Annotated in this window: 14 protein-coding genes; 4 read left to right on the forward strand and 10 right to left on the reverse strand. The window is 56.3% G+C overall.

Features of this window, described 5'->3' with window-relative positions; translation table 11 throughout:
• Window positions 1-9: 9 nt before the first annotated feature.
• From Pla100_RS03315 to Pla100_RS03335, 5 genes are read right to left on the reverse strand one after another with little or no spacing between them, the layout of a single operon-like run.
• Entirely contained in the window at window positions 10-2,589 is a 2,580-nt protein-coding gene (locus Pla100_RS03315) for a cyclic nucleotide-binding domain-containing protein (protein ID WP_146576210.1), read from the reverse strand.
• Window positions 2,586-4,349: an NAD(P)H-dependent oxidoreductase subunit E gene (locus Pla100_RS03320; RefSeq protein ID WP_146576211.1), complete on the reverse strand. Its 1,764-nt coding sequence runs from the start codon at window positions 4,347-4,349 to the stop codon at window positions 2,586-2,588. The genes Pla100_RS03315 and Pla100_RS03320 overlap by 4 nt, the downstream gene beginning before the upstream one ends.
• A complete protein-coding gene (locus Pla100_RS03325; protein WP_197167666.1) occupies window positions 4,346-5,758 on the reverse strand; it encodes a multiheme c-type cytochrome in 1,413 nt (470 codons plus the stop codon). Before Pla100_RS03325 ends, Pla100_RS03320 begins: the two co-directional genes overlap by 4 nt.
• A complete protein-coding gene (locus Pla100_RS03330) occupies window positions 5,755-7,293 on the reverse strand; it encodes a multiheme c-type cytochrome (protein WP_146576213.1) in 1,539 nt (512 codons plus the stop codon). The genes Pla100_RS03325 and Pla100_RS03330 overlap by 4 nt, the downstream gene beginning before the upstream one ends.
• A 1-nt stretch (window position 7,294) precedes the next feature.
• Window positions 7,295-8,266, reverse strand: a complete 972-nt coding sequence (locus Pla100_RS03335; protein ID WP_197167667.1) for a hypothetical protein — start codon at window positions 8,264-8,266, stop codon at window positions 7,295-7,297.
• Window positions 8,267-8,666: 400 nt separating this feature from the next.
• On the opposite strand from Pla100_RS03335, the gene Pla100_RS03340 reads away from it, so the two are divergent.
• Both Pla100_RS03340 and Pla100_RS03345 read left to right on the forward strand, forming a co-directional pair.
• Window positions 8,667-10,496 carry a cytochrome c family protein gene (locus Pla100_RS03340; RefSeq protein ID WP_231602619.1) on the forward strand — a complete coding sequence of 610 codons (1,830 nt, stop codon included), beginning with the start codon at window positions 8,667-8,669 and terminating at the stop codon, window positions 10,494-10,496.
• 7 nt (window positions 10,497-10,503) lie between these two features.
• Window positions 10,504-12,321 (forward strand): multiheme c-type cytochrome, encoded by a 1,818-nt coding sequence (locus Pla100_RS03345; RefSeq protein ID WP_146576214.1) that lies wholly within the window; start codon window positions 10,504-10,506, stop codon window positions 12,319-12,321.
• 50 nt (window positions 12,322-12,371) lie between these two features.
• Here Pla100_RS03345 and Pla100_RS03350 read toward each other — a convergent pair whose 3' ends face one another.
• The gene (locus Pla100_RS03350; protein ID WP_146576215.1) at window positions 12,372-14,579 is read right to left on the reverse strand and encodes a hypothetical protein; all 2,208 of its coding nucleotides are present in this window, start codon (window positions 14,577-14,579) and stop codon (window positions 12,372-12,374) included.
• A 158-nt stretch (window positions 14,580-14,737) separates the two neighbouring features.
• Window positions 14,738-15,469, reverse strand: a complete 732-nt coding sequence (locus Pla100_RS03355; protein WP_231602621.1) for a TIM barrel protein — start codon at window positions 15,467-15,469, stop codon at window positions 14,738-14,740.
• Window positions 15,470-15,811: 342 nt separating this feature from the next.
• Here Pla100_RS03355 and Pla100_RS03360 point away from each other — a divergent pair, with 342 nt between their 5' ends.
• Together Pla100_RS03360 and Pla100_RS03365 are read left to right on the forward strand one after the other, a co-directional pair.
• Complete coding sequence (locus Pla100_RS03360; RefSeq protein ID WP_146576216.1) at window positions 15,812-16,078, forward strand: hypothetical protein; 267 nt, start codon at window positions 15,812-15,814, stop codon at window positions 16,076-16,078.
• A gap of 56 nt (window positions 16,079-16,134) precedes the next feature.
• On the forward strand, window positions 16,135-16,998 hold the full coding sequence (locus tag Pla100_RS03365; protein ID WP_146576217.1) for a ParA family protein: 864 nt from the start codon (window positions 16,135-16,137) through the stop codon (window positions 16,996-16,998).
• A gap of 37 nt (window positions 16,999-17,035) precedes the next feature.
• On the opposite strand, the gene Pla100_RS03370 is transcribed toward Pla100_RS03365, so the two are convergent.
• The 3 genes from Pla100_RS03370 to Pla100_RS03380 form a co-directional block, all read right to left on the reverse strand.
• A complete protein-coding gene (locus tag Pla100_RS03370) occupies window positions 17,036-17,443 on the reverse strand; it encodes a hypothetical protein (RefSeq protein WP_146576218.1) in 408 nt (135 codons plus the stop codon).
• Between the two features lie 36 nt (window positions 17,444-17,479).
• On the reverse strand, window positions 17,480-18,619 hold the full coding sequence (locus Pla100_RS03375) for a polysaccharide biosynthesis/export family protein (RefSeq protein WP_231602623.1): 1,140 nt from the start codon (window positions 18,617-18,619) through the stop codon (window positions 17,480-17,482).
• A 313-nt stretch (window positions 18,620-18,932) separates the two neighbouring features.
• Complete coding sequence (locus Pla100_RS03380) at window positions 18,933-19,316, reverse strand: IS4 family transposase (protein ID WP_231602625.1); 384 nt, start codon at window positions 19,314-19,316, stop codon at window positions 18,933-18,935.
• Window positions 19,317-19,489: the final 173 nt, after the last annotated feature.

Consider the following 19,489-nt stretch of genomic DNA (forward strand, 5'->3'; position numbering starts at 1 on the left):
CACGGTCATCTACTTCATCGTCAATTGATGAAGCTCTGGTCCAGACATGCGGAATGCAGCGTTATGAGGACAAGCGTAAACGCAGCTAGGCTTGCCGTCGATGCTGCGGCATAGGTCACACGTGGTGGCCCGTTGCTGCACTACCGGTTTGCGTTTGCCGCTGCTGCGAATTTGATAGACCGTTCTCAATCGGCCTTTCTCGTCCACTTCTTGTTTGGGGAACCCGTGCATGTTGATGTTACCGTAAGGACAATTATTCGCGCACAAACCGCAACCGATGCAATAGTCCTCGATCTCGATCTCCAACGATTCGCCGTTGCGATGGATGGCGTCGACCGGGCATCCGACCAAACAGTACGGGTCCATGCACGAACGACAACTGCTGGCAACGAGGTACTTGTCAAATCGCAACCCGTCACGGACCAATCGGGTCACACCGTCGTGTGTGTCGGCGCACGCTTTGGTACATTCGTCACATCGGGTGCATCGTTCCAAATCCAAAACGAGCAGACTCTGCGCAAGGTATAAACCTTGTTCGAGGAAGTCTTCCGTCTCGACTTGCTGCATTTGTTCTTTGGCGTCTTCGTCACGCTGCAGCAATTCTCGCATCCGATCGCCCATACTTTTTCGGATCTCGGGGAATCGTTGCACCAGCTTGCGGAAGTGCTTGCCTTGGATGCGAATGAGTTCAACGTGATCGAGGGCCGAACAGGTCGCGGTTCTGGTCCCCGGCGGCGTATCGGGCTCGAACTCCGCCGCGTAGATGCGGCGAAAGTCGTCCAACAAACCGATTTCACCAAACGCCGATCCGGGAGCGAGATAGTTCAGAACACGTTCGGTTCCCTGAAAGGTTTGACTGACTTTCACGAATCCCAATCGGATGATGTAATAGTGATCGGCCGGATCGCCTTGTTCGAAAATCGTTTGGCCAGGCTCGACGGATATTAGGTCGACGCGATCACGAAGCGCCTCGGCGGCTTTCCGACGCACGTTTTCTTCGAGTGGTTCCAAGATTGGCAACGATTGCAAACGATTCGATAGCGAACGGCTGCGGTATTTCTGATCAAGGATTTCGCGACTGGCGGAATTTCGTTGCAACATGTAGAGGATGTTGCGTTTGATCTCGAGGACTTCGGACGGTTTTGTGGCCACCACGGTGGCGCTGCGAGGGTAACGGTTCAAACACGTCATCTCGCCGATGATCACGTCGTCGGCATCCACCAAGATCCGCTGTTGGTCATCAAGGGACGCGCCGGCAAAGTCCGACAAGCGGGCTTTGCCGCCGACGGCTTCGATAACGGTCTTGATTCCACCGAGAAGTCCCCAAATACCATCGGCGACTCGATTTCGGACCGCCCCGCGTTGGCTGGAGATGAAGACTTCGAACTCGCCGCTCAGGATCACAAACGCGGTCGAGCCGTATTCGCCTTCGGTACACAGCGTTTGTCCTGGCTGAAGTGTCCGGCGGACGACGGCGGCACCGTTGAACTGCAAGAATTTTTTAGGAATGCCGGCGAACAACGAATAACGACTGAGTTCTTCGGCGGTCACGATCGTCCCGTCGCTGTTGTTTTCTTTCAACTCGTCTTCGAGACGTTTGATTTGCGTTTCGATGAAGGATGGCTGAAACTCGAGCGCGCCCGTCGGGCAACTGATCGCGCACTCGCCACACGAGACACAACTGCTCTTGCCCATCGGATCATCAAGGTCGAATGCGATGTGGCTGTCGTATCCTTTGCCCGCGATGCCGATCACGTCATTGCGTTTCAAGTCATTGCAACCACGTCGACAACGACCGCACATGATGCATTCGTCACGATTGACCTGGATCGTTTTGCTGGACAGGTCTTGCGTCCGCTTGATCGTAGCGGGGGCAAACCGGGATCCGACGATGCCGAGCCGATCGGCGATGGCGACGAGCTCGTTGCTCGATGTCTTGGGATTGGAATCACGCACGTCGGCGGGCGCGTGATCGGCCATCAATAGCTCAACGATCGTTGAGGTCGCCTGACGCACCCGAGCCGCGGCCGCCGGGTCGGCTTGGCTGGCGACGGTGTTGACGATCATCCCGTCGGTGACGCGTTGGATACACGATGGCACCAACTTACTGCGCGGGCCACGGCGACTCATTTCCGTCGCTTCGACCATGCACACGCGGCAAACCCCGATCGGCGGCAGATGTTCTTTGTGACATAGCGTCGGGATCGGGTGCTCATTGTGTGAGCCTTGGTGGTGCGTTCGATCTTGACCGGATCGTTCGGGACCGGGACGATTCGCAAAAGCCTTGGTCGTCGCGTCATAGATCGTGGTCGGACGGGGAATCGGTTGTCCTTGGGCGTCGCGAATGACTTTTCCCTGGGAGTCCGTCGTCGGAACGGCCAACTGCACCGTGACTTCGATCCCGTCGATCGTCAACGTCACGGTTTGGTCGAGTTCCGACGCGGTGGCCTCTTCCATCCGCAACAGGTTGCCGTTGAAATCCCGAGCGAACAGCGCTTCGTCGTCGATTTGAACCTCCGTCGGCACGGGGCTACCCAGCAGCATCGAAAGATCCAGCCGCGATGAATCGGGATTTTTGGAATCATTCATGATCGATCACACGCGCGGCGGGCAAGTTCGGGAAAGAAGCGGAGGAAGGATTGCAGCGGGTTGCTGGCGACTTGGCCGAGACCGCAGATACTGGTCGCTTGCATCACGCCGGAAAGCTCCATCGTCAAATCACTCAGGACCGGGAGTTCACCGATCGAAACTTTTCCGGCCAGCATTCGTTCGCCCATCTCGGTAATCTTTTGTGAACCGATGCGGCAGGGAACGCACTTGCCACACGATTCGTTTCGATAGAAGCGACTGTTGGCGACCGCTTCGGCTAGCACGTCGCAACCTTCTCCGTAAACGACGATGCCGGCACCGAGCATGTAGCCGATCGCCCGAGAGACTTGGATGTCCAGTGGTAGGTCTCGCACGTCGATTTCGCGAACACCCGCAGGCAGACGTTCTTTCAGATTTCGTTCGTTCAAGTACTCGATCGGAATTTTGGGCGGCAACAGCCCGCCCGACGGACCGCTCAGCGCGACCGCAGCGATCCCGATGCCGTCTCGCATCCCGCCGCAGTGATCGTCGATCAGTTCGCCCAGCGTGATCCCGGTCGGGACTTCATAGACGCCTGGAAGACGAACGTCGCCGCTGATCGAGAACAGTCGCTTGCCCTTCATGTCTGTTCCCGAGCCTTTGGCCAAAACGGTGTCGCGGCGTCCTTGGCTCGCGAACCAATCACCACGGTCTTTCAAAATTGCGGGCACCCAAGCGAACGTTTCAACGTTGGACAACAAAGTCGGTTGATCGTGCAAACCGTTGGTCATCAATTCCGGAGGCCGGTTGCGTGGTTCGGCGCGTTTGTCTTCCATCGCTTCGATCAATGCGGTTTGTTCACCACAGATATAACCGCCTGGACTAGGAAAGACCTCCAATTCCATCTGGTAACGACTACCAAAAATGCTGCGCCCGAGCGCGCCGATCGACTTGGCACGTTCGATTTCTTTTCGACATTTTTCGATCTGTTCGGGGTATTCATGGCGGATGTAGAGATAACCTTCGCGTGCACCGACGACCATCCCGGCCAAGATCATGCCTTCGATCGTCAGGTGCGGCGTGAGCAGCAAGATCTCACGATCTTTGAACGTGCCCGGCTCGCTCTCGTCGGCGTTGCATACGATGTATTTCTTAGCCTCGGAGCCTTCCGCTTCTCGCACGTCGCTCCATTTCAAATAGGCCCGCCCGCCGGCACCGCCCATACCGAGCAGCCCGGCATGCTCGAGGGCCGCGAGAACACCTTTGGGCGTACCGCCGTCGTTGACATAGGCGCGAATGATATCGTAGGTCGGCTCCTTATCATAAATGTCCATATCCCATTGGCCGCGTTTTTGGGTCAACGTGTCCCAGTCGCTGTCGTAACGGAACGATTGTTCGTTCGCCTCAGCCTCGATCGCCGCCCGCAGACGTTCAGGGGTGGCGCTGGCAACTAAATTCTCACCCACCATCGCCGCCGGAGCCCGGTCACAACGTCCTAAACAGGATACGCCGCAAACTTCCACGTCGGTGCCATACTTTCGCCCCGCCCATTCGGCCAAACGATCTGTCATCGCGGTCGACGAACGCAAGTGACAACTCATGTCACGACAAACATGCACGACGACCTTGGGTGGCGGCTCGGTTCGAAAGTGGGGAAAGAACGACACGACCGCGCCGACGCGGTGCAGCGGGACGTCGCACTCTTGAGCGATTTCGACCATGTCCGTTCGACTCAGGTATCCACGTCGATGTTGGCGGTCATGCAAGGCGGGAATGATCATGGTGTTTCAGCGGGAATGGGGTGACCAAGGGAATCCAATGCTTCGGCTCGAAAACGATCCGCTCGGAACCCCTTAGGACTCATCAGAAAGTTTGTCGAATTGAAACTGGTATCACTCGCGTCGAAACGCAGGAGTTGTTCGAGTCGAGGAAGTTTGGCGTTGAGTCGATTGGCGATCACGGCGTTTTTTCCGGAGCGAGTCAAATCCTCGGCAACCGCTTCGATGCGCAAGAACTGAATCGCCGCGGCGTGCCAATCGACCGGCGGGTTGGCATGAAGATCATCGATGGTTTCGCCCAATACCGCCATCGGGCTGGGGAATCGCTCCGCCGCTTGTCGAGCCATGTCACTAAAATGCTCCGCTATCTGCGGACCGATTTCGGCCATTTGTTTCGGATCGTAATTTTGTGGCGAGAGCGCGGACAACCATTGCTGCTTTTGTCGCAGGTTCAATAACAAGATCGAATGCCACGCATTCCATACGGGCAACCCATCACTGATATGCAAATCGGACTTCTGAACCTTCCCCGCCGGCAAATGATACGAGTCGCTCGAGAGCGATTGATGACAGGCAAAACAATCGAAGTCGGCCAGTTCAGGCCAAACGACGTCGGAACGTCGACCAGTCTTGAGGTAGTCGCTCGCTCGTTCGGCCGACAATCTTGCCGCAGCCGCCAAACCGATCGCTTGCCCGACTTCACGCACGCGGATGCTGGAACTAAATAACGCTTGCTCTTGATCCGATGTGGTGTCCCAGTGCGCAGGTAGGTTCACGTGATAGGTCAACAAATCGAATCGCAGTGCCGGGTGCCCGGCGGCGATCATGTCATGATTGACATCCCGCACCAAACCATCTTCGGTGCGTGATCCGACATGACATCGTAGGCAGGTCTCTGCACGACCAATCAAACTTCCGTTGTTTCGAAAACCGACGCTTGGTTCATCTTGCAACCGCCGCCAATCCGGACCCACATGTTCTTCCACCCAACCACCGGCGTGACCGTGGCATGATTCACACGAGACGCCACGACCAAGGATTTCGTCAGAAAGTTCGCCCGCCGGTTGGCAAGCGGCCGCGTCGACGGTGACATGGCAAGAAATGCAGCGGGTTCGCAACACGTTATCGTAAACGACCGGTGATTGAGTCGACTCGGGGGCCAAACTCGCCACGATCCTTTGCGACAACGGCCCACGCAATACAACCCCCGCGTGGGCGTGCGGATCAAGGGCCAAATGCAGCGGCAGCGAACGCGCCCAAACCGGCGATTCCGGCGATTGGTTGCCGTGGCATGTCGTCGTCGCGCACGAAGCATTGGTCAATAGTTTGCCAGGCTGTGCCGCGACCTCTGACGACGCCCCAGCGATCACCGACAACGAAACAATGGTGAGAATCACAAAGTGACGTTTCACCGCGATCCCTCCGCTAACGGATCGGTGTGATAGCGATGACACAGGGTACATTGGTCGCTTGCCCAAGTCGGCATTCCGCCGAGCAAACTCGGATCCCATTGAGCCAGTTCAGCCGGAGCCTTCGTCCCGGCCGGTCGATGACATGCCTGACAGATTTCGATTCCACTAATCATGACACGATTGGAATCATCGAAGTCCAACTTTAAATTCTCCGTCGGCATCCCGGACGGGTCCGCTTCGGCATGGCATAACTGACATGCTAACTGGCGATGAGCCGCGTGATCGTAATAGCCGTGATTGAGCCAACGACCGGGGATCAAAGGATCGGCCGACGGGTCTCTCATCGCCAAGATCGCTTCGTCGGTGATCGACTCTTGGTCGTGACACTCCAAACATTGTTCGGCGACTCGTTGCCGCGCGGCCGCGAGTTCGCCGGGAGTGACCTTTCCGTCGCCCTGCGGCAACCGTTGCGGGCCGACACCGAGAGTCGCTTTCGAGCGAATCTCTTGCGATGAGCCGGTCGCCGTGCCCATCGCGCGGTCACCCTGGATCGTCGCCGCCAACATTTGATCGAGCCTTGACCAAACGGCCGCGTGCGGAAGTTCGATCGCCGACGGCGAAGCCGAGCCGGACGAGATCGAATGACACGCCGAACAATGTTGGTCAAACTGGATGGGGGCGATGTTGCCGCTCAACATCACCTGATCGATCGAACTGGAGTCGCCTCCGGATCTTTGGAATTCTTGACCGGCCAAGGCGTGGCAGCTTGAACAATCCAATTGCACCACGTCTTGGTCGGATTGCCCAGAACGTCGATATCGGGATCGGTCCTCGCTTCGCAAACGATCGATCGTCATGCCACCCACCTCGCCCGGGGCGACCTGCCCGGGCAATAAATGTTGATGATGGCTGAAACGGATGCGGCCGGGATCCTCTTGTCCGAGCGATCGAAAATCGCCGTGCGTCGACTGATCGAATCCGACAACGGATACTTTATGTTTTGGCTCTCCGATGACGACGGCATTCAAGTCTGCGTGACACTGCGAGCAATCTCGCTGCTCCATGGCGGTAAGGTCGTGATCGCGACCCTGGTGATCGGCGTGACAGCCCGCGCAGTTTTGATCGATGCTTGCGAAGGAAGCGTGCATGGACGATCGATAGTGTGGACCGACCTCGTGACACTTCTGACAAGCCGCCTCCAAATGCTCACGAGACTGGGCCTCATCGATGCCCAAGATCGGCAACCATTGCGACGGGGCGTGCGGGTCCAACGGAGTGAAGTCCTGATGACATTGGCTGCATTCTTGTTCGAATGAAGCGTGAACGGTCGCAATCGGTCCGGTGCTCAACTGATTCCCTGTACGATCACCCGGTAGGGTCGCCAGCACATAACAACCGTAGATCGCACCGAACAATACGCCCGAAACGATCCCGATCGTCCGCCACGAATCGATCACCGTTCGACGTTTGTAATAGTCGATCTGAATCCGTTGAGATCGGTCCTTGCCGGTCGGCGATTTGGGAAGCTCAGCCATGTTACCAGTACTTTAATGCCGTCCAGATGTGTACAAGCAACAAGATTGTTGTCGCGATCGATACGCCAATATGAATCGGCAGCCAGCCATGTAACCAACGATGCACGTTGGCTTGAACATCAAATTGCCGGCGTTGTTCGCACGCTTGTTCCAATAGGTCGACGACGCCGTGGCTGGTGGTTTCACAGTCTTTGCGAATGCTCTGAAAATAGAGTTCCGCACTTCGGCGATTGGTGACCGGACTTTCGACACGACCACCCTGTTCGAGGAAGGGTTGGATGTTATCGAACGCCGTCCAAAGTACGTCTCGGTCGTCTCGGCCGTCGGTCGCCTGCCGCGTTTGCAAGGTTCGTCCGGATGTCTTGCCGACTTGGCGGATCGCTCCGATGACGATCGTTTGCGTGACCGAGATGTCAAGTTCCTCCTCGACTTCGATCGGCTCTTGACTCTTCGAGCGACGTTGGCCGCAGGATGAAATCAGCATCCGCCGAATGTCATCGATCGCCAATCCCGACACATGGTCGATCTGGCTGTAGATCGTTTCGCCAGGAACATTACGAAGCAGCCACCTCGGCAAGACGTTTTGAATCGCCCATCCGTAGATACCGCTGAAGTAAGCGACCGCAAATACGACCATCAAGGTCGCCGGAAGATAGCCGCCCAAGTGAAAGCCACAATGAAGTACCGCCAGCGGGAAACAAATCATTCCGAGCCACAGGTGGGCCGCCATCCAGTACTTCGTCGGAAACAACCGCCAACGACGCAGAGCCTTGCGAGGCCACAGAAACATCTCCGCGAAGATGATCAAACCGCTCGCGATCCCGCAAACCAATCCCGGAGTGCTGCCGCCGCCGAGCCATCGCCCGGCCGCGTTAGATTCGGTGACGTACCAAACCGCACCGCCAACGATTAGCAACAACGCCAGTAACCCGAACGGGAAATGCAGCTTCCATTGAGAACGGTCGAGTAACAAATTCGCTCCTAGTTCAGTTCAGCATTTTGAAAGACGACCACACCACAAATACACGCCCGACGCGCAACGGCGTGTTGAATCAGTGCGCGTTTGGGCAGCTTCGTTTAACGGCAAGCCGCAGGCGTCTGCGCTTTCAAACTCAGTCGCCTGCGGCTTGCCGTTAAACGATTCAATCAACAGACCGGCAAGCGAGCGGCCGGCTTTGTTCATTCATCCCGCCACGCACGTTCAAAACCGTCTCGACTTAAACGATTAGCACGATTGTACGTGAATCCAGTCAGCAGTGTACTCCATATGGGCTGTTCGTGAACAAGCCTTGCCGGTGGAAAGTCGATCAACAACGAAGTACGTAGACCAAAACCTTCCGCGGCCATGGATGGCCGCCAAACGGGAAGTTTCCATGGACGGAAATCATTTCATTTATCTTCGTCGCTCCACCGGGGTTCTCAGCTTCCTTCTTCTATTGGGCTGGGTTGTCCTTGAAGGCGGTCCGATTGCTCACGCCGACGAGCCGACCTGGTCGCCCCATTCGCCGTCGTCGCTCGATTATCTGCACCAAGGCATCTTGCGTAGCGATCTCAAAATCCTCGGGGCCCAATCCTGTGCGGCGGCAAGTTGCCACGGCGGACCGCGTCCGGGTTCGGTACACGCGTCGGTGGTCCGCAGCAATGAATACCAAATGTGGTTCGAGAACGATCCCCACGCTCAAAGTTGGAACACGTTCTGTTCCCCCGAATCGGTCGCCATGATGCAGCGTTTGGACATCCTCGATGCCGACGGAGAAATCACCGACCCGGCGGGCTACGACAACTGTTTAGCCTGTCACAACTCAACACCACGATGCGAAGTCGGCACGTCCCGGGCGATCACGTTTCGTCGCGAAGGCGTCGGCTGTTCAGGTTGCCACGGTCCATCCGAACAATGGATCGGCACCCATTCCCAAGACGAATGGCACGAACCCGCCGTCAGCCAAGAGGGTTACGTGCCGATGAATGACTTCCTGGCACGAGCACGAGTTTGTGCGTCGTGTCACATCGGCGACCAAGACCGCGACATGAACCACGACATCATCGCCGCCGGTCACCCGCCGCTGCGATACGATTTCGCGACCTATCACCATCGCCAACCCAAACATTGGCGTGATGCCCGATCGAACGACGCATGGACCTACGAAGCTCAACTCTGGTTGGCCGGGCAAATCGCCGCAACCGACGCGTCTTTGTCGCTGTTGGTTCGCCGCACCGATCCGGTTGCCGGGCATGCTTGGCCCGCGCTATCGAGTTATGATTGCTCGTCGTGCCACCACTCGCTCGGATTCGCCAACGAACGTTCCCCCTTGAAAAGTCTGAACCAAGGCGGAGTTCAACAAGCCGTTGCCGTCGCCTCCCGATGGAACGACAGCGGTCTGCGATTCATCCTGCACAGCCGACTGCAAAACGGAATCGCTCAGGAGATCGACTACCGATTGCTCGATCAACTCGATCAATTGCGCAACACGATGGAAGCATCCGCGACTCCCGATGTGGCGGTCGTTCATGAGCAAGTCGTCGAACTGCGTCGTTCGATCTCCCATTGGGTCAATGTCGTTTATCGCTCCATTTCGCCTTCGTTCACGTCGGCGGATTTGGCCGGTCTGGTCGTCGATGCGGCGTCGCGTCGCGAGTCGTACGCGACGTGGGAATCGACCGTGCAGCTCTACCTCGCCGCCGTCGCATCGCGAACCGTGTGGCCCGGTGACGAGACCACCTTCGTCGCCGAGCGACTGCGAACCGGCCTGGGCTACCCCGACCATCTCGATACGCCCGAATTCGAAAAAGCGGACTCTGGTGCCACCCTGCAACGCCACGAAGCAGCTAAACTATCGATCGAATTGGCCGCTTGGCTTGGCAACGTCCGAACGCCAGACTTGAACTTCTGGGAAGGCGAACAAGCCGCCGCCGAGAAGAATCGCGAAAAATGGCAAGCTACCATCGACCGGATCAACGAAACGCTTCGTCAAAAACAAACCAAGCGTCAGGAAACACAACCAAACGCGCAACCAAACGCACTGCCAAACGCAATGCCAAACGGTTTGCAAAAAAATGCGCCGGAGATGCCTGTTCCCGATAAGGCGGCACCTTTGATCAAACCCGACACACCCGAACCGAAAGTCAAGTCACGCCAAGAACTGCTTGATGAACTTCGCAAGCGTCAATCCGACGCTCTCAATAATCCGTTTGGAAACGATTGACGTTGGCATGTTCAAATTGACCACTCACTTATCGAAGTCGTCCGCCGCGTTGGCTTGCATCGCTGCCGCTATCGGACTCCTCGCCAGTTCATCGGTACTCGCCCAAGATTCGGCCAAGCCCGAACCGACGCCGGAAGATCGTCTCAGCGATCCGGTCTACATGGCCTGGATTAGTGAGCCCGCGATCACCGAGTGCATCAATTGCCACTACGAAGGCCCCGGCTTCAGTGCCGTCGTGGCCGCGGGCTCGGGCAGCTTGACGCCGTTCAGTCGCCGCGAGGAAATGGAAGCTTGGATCAGCCAAGACAAACACACGATCGCCCGCCGACGGGTCGAGCCGTTCTCGCTCGAACAAATGGACGAGGAGCTGATCAAGCTTATCGACGAACTCGATCGCCGTGCCGACCAAATCGTCGCCCAAAATCCAAGACTTCGGCTCGATCGTTCCAAGATCGGACTCAAAGGTGTCCCCCAAGATTGGATCGGGACCAGCAACCAGCTCAGCCGACGAATTTGTGAAAAACTCTGGGGCGAAGGCACCGTCGATACTCCCGAAGGATACCAACAGTTTCACGACGCCTGTTTGACCTGCCACGGAGGCGTCACGCCGGGACAAACCAAAGAACGTCCCGAAGGCACGTTCACCTCCGCGCCGATCGGCATCGATTGCCTGTATTGTCATCAAGACGGAACCGAATCCGCTTGGGAGAAAGAGCACTTCGACAGCGACTCGTGGCGATTGGCAGCGCCCGAATACAAGTCGGGGCGGGGTATGAAGGATCTCGTCAACACCGCGTCCCAAGCGTCAATGTGTTTGGATTGCCATGTCGGTAACCAAAGCAAAGGCATGTTCGTTACTCACCAAATGTACGCCGCCGGACATCCACCATTGCCTTCGGTTGAAATCGAAACGTTCAGCCAAGAAATGCCCCAGCATTGGCAAACGCCCGCTCAGCTCTACAAGAACTTGGCTGGCACCACCGACAAAGCTGACGCGGATCGCAAAACATACTTCGCCGTCAATTATCCTGGCGTGACGGGACAGATCGATGCCGACCAAGTTTATTGGAACACTCGCAAGATGATCCTGTCGACGTTGGTTGCACGCAAGAAAACGGTTCAGTTGTATGTCGATAGCGTTCGCAGCAAGCAATGGGGTGACTATTCACTCTACGACTGCGCCGCTTGTCATCATGAGCTGCAAAGCGACAGTCAACGGCAAGCTCGCTACCTCGCTTCGACGTCGTCGGTCGTCGCCATGCCGCGTACTCCCGGTCGTCCCCGTCAACACGAGTGGCAATCTCCGGTATTGAACATCGCCTATCGATTCGGCGGCCAACCGTTGTACGAACGAGTCGTCGACCTCGAGAAAAAATTGGCGGAGAGTTTCGACGCTCAACCCTTCGGTCGCCCCGAACAGGTCGCTGCGGTTTGCCGAGACCTTCTGCCGGTAATCGACCAAATCATCCAGGCCGCTGAACGCCGCCCGGTGACGTCATCACTCTCGCAATCGATACTGATCGGATTAACACAGACCGGTGCCGCCGAAATCACCAGCTACGACGCCGCCCGCCAACTCGTTTGGGCGATCGACGTGATCGGCAAGGAACTCGCCGATCAACCCGGCGTATTGCCCGATGAAGCCCGTCAACACATCGAGCAACTCCATCAAGTCGACCAGTTCGGATTGGAATTGGACCTGCCGTCGGGCCGAGAGCAATCCATCTACCCCGATTCCCTGGGCCAAGACCTCAAGCGCCGAGCCGCGTTCACCCCCGAAGCCCTCGCAAGCCACCTTAAAAACCTTGCAGGACTCATCCGCTAGAGTCATGTTGGTTTCGTGGATTAGTTTTCTCTGCTCGCGGTTTCGCGAATTCAAAGCTGCGTCAAGGTAGCGACGTAGCGTGGCAATGCCATCAGAAGTTGTTGACGCTCTTTCGCGTACTGTGGAACATTCCCGTACAGTTCCAACGCGTGCAGACGCACCGAAGCGGCTTCGCGTGGGGGCAAGCGGACGGCGATCTTGGACCATCGTTCAGCAATCTGGGCCATCGCTTCGGGTGTGGCAGATTGGGTTTGTAGCAATTCCCATTCGGCTTTGGCGCACGACGCGAGTGCCGGTTCCGCGGTCTTGGTCAACGAAGACAATCCTTTTTGCCATTGCCGTTGTTTCAGACAACGAACGCGTCCGAGGAAGCCTGACACGTCGTCAGTTTCTTCCAAACGGGAGAATTCCGAAGCATCGGGAAATGAACTCATCGCGTCGGTGATCTCTTGGAACTCGGCAAGGAGCGTTTCGTCCTTTGCCAAAGCCGCCAGTCGCGTCACATCGATCAACAGCGGTTCGATCAACTCGGCCCGTTGGATCGGTTGCAAGCGGTCGCTTACTAGGATGCGATCGATCAGGACCGTTCCCTGGTGCAGCATTTGGTTCAAGTCGTCGGTGATAACGACTCGCTTTCGGGCTGCGCGCCACGACTCGATCAAGATCGTGAGATCTTGAAGTGGTAGATGACAACAGGTCAGACCGTCAGGGTCGTCCGCGGCCGGATCGGTTGGGATCACTTCAACATCCAAGACCGGTCCATGATCGCGCAGCCGAGCAATAATCATTGACAACGGCTCGACCAACCAAGCGGCTTGAAGCGATAACCGAGAAGCCGCAGCGTGTTCAAGCGTTCCGAAACCGGATAACTCGGCTTCGAAGTCCCATTGATCGATGAGTGTTTTCGCCGTCACGCCGGTGAATTGGCGAGCAGCCGAGGGCGTGTTTCGCCAAAGGTTGTCGGCGGCGGTAATCACCTCGTCGGAATTAAAAGCGGGTTGCTTAATCGGTACCACATCTTTGGCGATCATAGGCATCACGTCGTCTGAGTTCGACGACAGTTCGTCTAATTGTGAACTCAGCTCTGCCTCACTTCCGTCAATCGCCTTTGCCAAGGCGGCAAGCAATTCGTCCGTCTGACTTGCATCCGGTTGGGTTGCCGGCATGGGATTCTGCGCAAGCGGAGGCTCAGTCGATGCCGGATCGACCGGTAGCAAATCGATCGCTGGCATTGGAACGGGTGCGACTGGGATAACGGGTACTGGGATGACGGGTGTCAGATCGTTCGAACTCAAGACCGGTGCGGGTAAGACTTCGGAATCGAGCAACTCAGATGAACCGGGAGTCGCCGAAGGCTCGAGGGTGTCGGAATGTTTGATCGTATCGGGCAGCTTGGCAGGTTCGGTGGGCAACTGATGGGACGCAGTCTGAGCGATCACTTCCGGCGTCGGCATCGAAAAGCGAATTGCATAAATCAGTAGGAACACAGCAGTGGCGGATGTTGTTGCGATCAATCCGACTAAAAATCGCTTGTCATGAACGATCGTTTGCCACATCGAGGTGGCCGAGAAAGATCGCAGCTCGGCATACGTCTGCATCGCCTCGTTTCCGTCACGACTCGAGTTTGCGTCAGCACGTTTTGGCCGAATCGATAGTGTCGTCCGACGCGTGTCCGATGCTGGTTCTCGTGATCGGATAAAGGGAGGTGCTACAACAGCCATTCGGTGACCAAACAAACTCGGTGTTTGGTCATCCGAAATAGGTTCATTGGAACATTCTAAGTCCATGCAAGCGGCATACGACAACACCAATGGCAAGATGCGGCCGACGCGGATCTGTTGAAACGAACTGTTGCGAAACCGCGGGTCAATCAGTCGGTACGTCGTCCAGAGCACGTTGGCGACTTGGTCAGCGACGTCCTGCGTTTGATCCGGCGGTGCCGAACCCCAAATCGCGGCCGTTCGGCGACGGGCGGCGCTGCGGATGACCATGATACGGGTTTCGTGTTCCTCCACTCCGATCCGTTGAAAATCGAGGCTTCGAACCGCTTCGAAACCGCTGCCAACAACGAATGACGGCAACTCGAATTGAGGCTCAATCGATTGATCGGGGCCCTCGTCCGCGTCGATCTCATGGCCGAGGATCTCGAATTTGGTATTTTCAACCACTCCGTCACCCTCGACCGTATCGCCATTATCCAGAATCCGCGAAGGCGGATCCGGTGATGGCATCTCGTTGGTCGTGGGCAGGGTGGACATCGCGAGACACGATTCCAGGGTAGGCGGGGGAGGGACTCGGTGGGCCAGGACCCTATCATACGCAACCACCTGAATAGGGGCACGAGAATTTCTCGCATTGGCACCGATTCGCGCATTGGACTCGGTTTTGCGGACCGGATCCTCCAAAAACTTTTTCTCTATACGTTGCAAACTTGGAAAGCCTGGGCCAGGGAAGCGGCGGGGTCGTCGCTCGTCGGGATGAATTCCTGAGCGACGTAGCCGGAATATCCGGTTTCCTGAATCGCTCGCATGATAGGTGGATAGTTGATTTCCTGGGTCAAATCTAGTTCTCCCCGGCCAGGATTCCCGGCGGTGTGATAGTGCCCCACAAACTTCGCGTAGCGGCGGAGATGACGGATCACGTCGCCGTGCATGATCTGCACGTGATAGATGTCGAAGAGCAATTGAAAGTTCGGTGAGTCGATCGCCCGAATCAAATCCACACATCGCTCAATATCGTCCCCCCAATACCCCGGATGGCCCTTCATGGGGTGCGTGTCATCGACACTGTTGAGATGTTCGAGCACGATTCGAACGTTATTCTGCTCGGCGTACGGAACCACCCGTTTCCAACATCGAATGCAATTCTCGAATGCTGCCGTATCGGAAATGCCTGGCGTTTTCATCCCGGTGAAGGTGATCACCGCAGGGGCTTGATGCTCGACCGCTAAATCGATGCTTTCACGAAGTTTGGATTCGACCTCGGCATGGTTATCCGGATCGAGCGGGCCCTTGGCGAAGCCGTGACTACCGACGAGCGAGATTTTCAGACCGAGTTTTCGGACAGCCTCATAGTCCGTTGCCGGGATGCCTTCGATCGCTTCGAGTCCGATGCGTTTGGCGTGTGCGGCTAAAGTTAAGGTTGGCATCGGTTTGAAACACCAACCCATCACACTTTGTCGAATGGGCGAGGAAGCGTTCTGCATAGAATCACCTTTAGGGTGGGAAAGAGCGGGATGAGAGCGTCAGGATTCATTGAAATCGCCATTCTAACGACGTGAAACCGAACCGGTGACCACAATCGAAAAATTCGCTTCAAGCTCCCTAGTCGTTAAAGTCGATAGTTCCTTTACCGGACGCTCTGGCGTCGAGTCGTGATGGGGTGCTACATCCACCCACATCGCCGCTCGTAACTTTGCTCGTAACTCCGCTCGACGGCTCACCGGTGCCTATGCCATCCGTTTGTTCTTACCGCGATGATTGAATCCAACGTGACCACGCATTCAGCTCGAAACCAACGACACCGCTTCGCTTGTGACCGGGAAATTGACCGGATGGCCGGACTCGGAAACCCCAAAACAGTGAACGTGTCCTTGGCTCAAATGACTCGCTTGTTGATCCATGCGAGCGAATCCAATCGCACTTGGCTGCGAGATTTTAAGGACGACGTGGTTCGAATTGATTCGGACTTATACGAAGTCCTTCTCGCCTACCAATCGATCACCGGTTCAGGTGAATTGACGCGTCCTGCCGCCTGAGTTTCAACGACTCAAAAACTCCGCTCTTGCATTCCTCTTTTTAGGAGACTCCCGTCATGCGTTCGATCGCCGTTATCAATCAGAAAGGTGGCGTTGGTAAAACAACCAGCAGCGTCAACTTGGCCGCCGCGCTCGCACGTGCCGGACGAAAAGTCTGCGTGATGGACTTGGACCCTCAAGCTCATGCTTCGTTGCATCTGGGGATCACTGCCATCGACGGCGAGGCGACGATGTACGAGTTACTTTGCGGTGACGCGACGATCGAGCAAGCCCGTCAAAAAATCAACGACAATCTGTTTGTCGTGCCATCGAACCTCGATCTCGCGGCAGCCGAGATGGAACTGGCCAGTGAAGTAGGGCGTGAAATGATTCTCAGCGACAAACTCGCCGAGGACCCTGAGGATTTTGACTACCTGATCCTGGACTGTCCGCCGAGCCTAGGTGTCTTGACACTCAATGCTCTCGTGGCGGTGAACGAAGTGTTCTTGCCGCTGCAGCCCCACTTCTTGGCCCTGCACGGGCTCAGCAAACTGTTGCGAACGATCGAAGTGGTTTCGCGGCGGATGAACAGCCGTTTGCAATTGTCCGGCGTCGTCTTGTGCATGTACGATTCGAACACCCGTTTGGCCGCCGAGGTCAGCACCGACATCGATCAATTCTTCAACGTTTCCAAAGACGCCGGTAAGTTCTTTCGCAATGCGAAGTTCTTTGATACCCGCATCCGACGCAACATTCGTTTGGCCGAAGCACCCAGTTTCGGTCAATCGATCTTCGACTATTCGCCCGATTCAAACGGTGCGTTCGATTATCAGTCACTAGCCGAAGAAGTCCTGTCGCAAGAGTTGGCCGACAGCCAAATGGAAGAATCGGACCGATCGGCGATCTTCGACAACAGCAACCCTGCCCGCATGGCGGCGTAGGCGTTCTCGTCGTCAATCATTCGGGCGGTGGATCTGGTTACGGGCCGCTCGATGGCGTTCGACGATCGAGCCACCACAACATCACTCCGCCGATCAACGTGGACGTTCCCTCGCCGAGCGTCCACCAAGTGGGCAGCCCCGACATTGCGTCGACAATCAGTTGCAATACGCCGAACGAAATGGTGCCCTTGGCCATCCAACTCACCAACGGTCGGTAACGCGCCAGATCCGACGCGACGAGCAACATCACGGCCCCGACATACCCGTACAGCAACGAGAGATTTCGAGCCAGATAAAACGTCAGCGGGTGTTCGGGGAACGACTTGATTCCTAACTCTTCGGCGATTTCGATCATCCATCGCTCGGGCATCAAGGCGGCACCGAAGGCGAGCAAAGCGGTCAAGCCGACGAGCCTCAAGAAGATGAGAAGATACCTTTCGTTCATCGTGCGCGGTCTTCAGGTCCGTGGTCGGACGGGCTCTTATTCAAATCTCAGTTCTCCGTCCGCATCAGTGTCCGGGTTCGGCTCAACGCCGAGCGTACTCGGTCCGTTGCCCGAATTTAAGTAGTCGCCCAACCCGGGCTCATTCACCGCATCATTGCCCACGGTTCCCTCTTCGACCAGGTCATTGGCTTTGAGCGGATCACTGGCGTATCGCAACCACCCCATGCTTCCCGGCGCGATCATCGGATCTGCAACCGACAACATCGGGCGGGCCGTCACGATCGCCGGGTTGCGACAGGGACGATTGCAACCGGAGCATCGCGAACACGGTCGGTCCGCACGCCAAAACATCAGTTCATCCAAACACGATCGCGACGAAACAAACACACGGTCACCCGGTTGCAATTGATAATTCGACGAGGTGTTGCCCATCTGCACGATCTCGCGATAACAAACCGGCAATGTCACTCGGCAATCGCAAGGTTCAGTCGGACGAGCCAACAAAATCTTGCAAGGATTGGCCGATGTCGTCAATCCGCCGGCGGTCACGATCGCGTCCAAGACCGTTTCAAATCCCGACAGCGGATATGCACCTGGGGCGTTGACTTCACCTAAGACGTAAAACCGATGAACGGGTTCGAGCATGCGGACATTGACGGCGATCGAGTCGCAATCTTCGGGCAATTCGGGCAGGTCAATATCCTGACGGTCTTGCTTTGGAAAGAATTTCTGGCACGACTCACGCTGTTGCCGGATTTGATAGGCGATCTGTTGCTCGATCAGCGCTTCGGCCTGCTCCAGGTTTTGTCCGGCAACGACGACCCGGCCGTACGGTCCTAGATCCACCGTGCCATCGGCTAACACAATTTGGTCGGCCGGCAACCGCAGGTCTCTTTCCAGGTTGACCGGTTCGATTAACAACGAGTCGCCCGGCTCGAGTGCGTGGGGCGGCAACACGGTTTTGGCGTTTTCCCTCGGCATACTGGCGGGGATGCGGGACGCGTCGAGCACCTCTTTCGCCTCACGCGTCAAGGTCGAATTCGATGGATAGAGCGACATCCCTAGGCTGCTGCACCCTGCCGCCGCGAGACAGGGGATTAGGCATAACAAGCCTAACAAGGCATGGGGCTGCAGGCCGTTGTAACGCATCGTTTCCTCCTTCGCGGCGAATTCCATCCAAGAAGTGGAATCGGCTTAGCAAGCACAATACGTACGGCAGAAACATCCCGCACCGTGCGACCGGTCCATCCCGCACAGTTTCTCAAACATGCAGTCCTAAGCATCGCGGGATCAATAAGTGAAACATTTGTAGTGGATCTTGTTAAAGATCCTCCTGCAAAAGGATCTTTAACAAGATCCACTACGTCACTTTAACAAGATCCACTACGTCAGTTGATGATCCCGCGTTGCTAACGGCGTGTTGATTTAATCGTAAACCGCTGCGTAAGCGAGGGATGAGTCAATATTAATTATCCCTCGCTTACGCAGCTCACTGTACCACACAAGTGTGGTCGGATTGGTTGTCTGATTTTTTTCGAGAATCGGGGCCGAAAGCGTCCCATGCGTGGGACAGGTCGTTGACTCGTTGCAGTCCAAGCCAAAGAGTCTGGGCTCCCGGTTGAGTACTTTTGCGGATCACATAGCCGCCCAAAGTAGCGATCAAACGGATCATTTCGTTGAGCGTCGGTGGCTTCGATGGCAACGCCTTCTTCGTCACCACCATGTACACCGCTTTCCACTCGCTCGGCGTGAACACGATCTCGCAGTCCATGTCCGGGCAACTGCGGCCTAAGTGACACAGGTACAGAACCTTCCAAGCCACTACCAAAAAAACCGCCAGGCAGTTATCGAACCGACTGAAACGCTCGAACAATCGCTCCTCCACCTGGCAACCCGATTTCAAGGTTCGGAAATAAATTTCAATCGTCCAGTCATACTGCCTCCATAGAAGTCGGGGTTATTCTTCCGTCGGTATTTGCTAGCATTATTCCCCAGCTGAATCCGAATTCGGGTTCGGTTTGGGTGTGATCAGGGCGCGAGGATAGG

Source organism: Neorhodopirellula pilleata (genome assembly GCF_007859915.1).
Lineage (GTDB): Bacteria > Planctomycetota > Planctomycetia > Pirellulales > Pirellulaceae > Rhodopirellula > Rhodopirellula pilleata.

Bases quoted from the DNA above. Each gene is read 5' to 3' on its own strand.
- Pla100_RS03350 (WP_146576215.1), bottom strand. From the start codon at position 14,579: ATGTCCACCCTGCCCACGACCAACGAGATGCCATCACCGGATCCGCCT.
- Pla100_RS03320 (WP_146576211.1), bottom strand. From the start codon at position 4,349: ATGATCATTCCCGCCTTGCATGACCGCCAACATCGACGTGGATACCTG.
- Pla100_RS03375 (WP_231602623.1), bottom strand. From the start codon at position 18,619: ATGGAATTCGCCGCGAAGGAGGAAACGATGCGTTACAACGGCCTGCAG.
- Pla100_RS03345 (WP_146576214.1), top strand. From the start codon at position 10,504: ATGTTCAAATTGACCACTCACTTATCGAAGTCGTCCGCCGCGTTGGCT.
- Pla100_RS03315 (WP_146576210.1), bottom strand. From the start codon at position 2,589: ATGAATGATTCCAAAAATCCCGATTCATCGCGGCTGGATCTTTCGATG.
- Pla100_RS03370 (WP_146576218.1), bottom strand. From the start codon at position 17,443: ATGAACGAAAGGTATCTTCTCATCTTCTTGAGGCTCGTCGGCTTGACC.
- Pla100_RS03355 (WP_231602621.1), bottom strand. From the start codon at position 15,469: ATGCCAACCTTAACTTTAGCCGCACACGCCAAACGCATCGGACTCGAA.
- Pla100_RS03340 (WP_231602619.1), top strand. From the start codon at position 8,667: ATGGACGGAAATCATTTCATTTATCTTCGTCGCTCCACCGGGGTTCTC.
- Pla100_RS03365 (WP_146576217.1), top strand. From the start codon at position 16,135: ATGCGTTCGATCGCCGTTATCAATCAGAAAGGTGGCGTTGGTAAAACA.
- Pla100_RS03330 (WP_146576213.1), bottom strand. From the start codon at position 7,293: ATGGCTGAGCTTCCCAAATCGCCGACCGGCAAGGACCGATCTCAACGG.